Origin of the sequence: Salinibacterium sp. (genome assembly GCF_031364185.1) — a bacterium.
Taxonomy (GTDB): Bacteria; Actinomycetota; Actinomycetes; order Actinomycetales; family Microbacteriaceae; genus Rhodoglobus.
Genome location: NZ_JANLVV010000212.1, coordinates 1 through 1,044 on the forward strand (window position 1 = coordinate 1; position 1,044 = coordinate 1,044).

The window sequence follows — 1,044 nt, forward strand, 5'->3', positions numbered from 1 at the left end:
GACAAGCGATCCGGCGCCCCGCACATCCAGGGATGATTCGTCCGAGATGTAGACGGCATCTCCACGGTGCAGCGTCGAAGCCCCTCCCAGCGTGAATTCGCCGTCGAGGCACAGGGCGATCGCGGGCCCGTCGAGGGGCAGCACCGCATCCACTTCAATCACCAGCAGCGCGAAGTCGGCGTCGACTGGCCTGAACACCGCGACTCCGGCAGCCGGCGACCGCGGCATAAGGTAGGGCACTGGCAGCGGCCGGAAGTCGAGCACGCTGAGCAGTTCGGGCACGTCGATGTGCTTCGGGGTGAGCCCCCCGCGCAGCACATTGTCAGAGGACGCCATCAGTTCGATGCCCAGGCCCGAAAGGTAGGCGTGGATGTTTCCGGCCGGCAGATACAGCGCCTCACCAGCTTTCAGGGTGACCCGGTTGAGCATCAGCGAAATCACGATCCCGGGGTCGCCAGGGTAGTTCTCGGCGAGCAGCGCGACGGTGGCCAGCTCGGGTGTGGAGTCGGCGCGCAGCTCAGAAACGGCGAGCCCAGACACGGCGGCCACCAGTTCGTCGACCCCCTCGCCGCGGGTGATCAGCCACTCAAAGACGCCGCGCAGCGACTCGTCGCCCGTGAGGCGCTCCAGCAGCGGCGCCGCCGCCTCGGGCGCGACCGCCGCGAGCATGCCCCGAAGGTCGGCGGCAGGCCTGAAGCCGCACAGCGCATCAAATTCGTCACTGAGGGCGTAAATCAGTTCGGGCTTATGAAAGGCATCCCTGTAGTTGCGGTTCGGCGCGTCGAGCGGGATGCCCAGCGCATTCTCGCGTGCGAACCCTTCGGCCGCCTGCGCCATGGTCGGGTGCGCCTGCAGCGACAGCGGCGAACCGGCGGCGAGCACCTTGAGCAAAAACGGCAGCCGACCGTCGACAACATCCAGAAGGGTGTCGTTCGACCCCACGATCCGGCTCGGCGACCCCGGGTGGGCACCGAGCCACAGCTCGGCCTCGGGGGCTCCGGATGCCTCGAATCCCAGCAGCGTCGAGATCGCGCCGTCTGACCC

General features: G+C 67.8%; 1 protein-coding gene. It reads right to left on the reverse strand.

Annotated elements, in window-relative coordinates:
• The coding region (manA, locus tag RMN95_RS09380) for a mannose-6-phosphate isomerase, class I (protein ID WP_309616656.1) at positions 1 to 1,044 on the reverse strand (1,044 nt) is incomplete at both ends.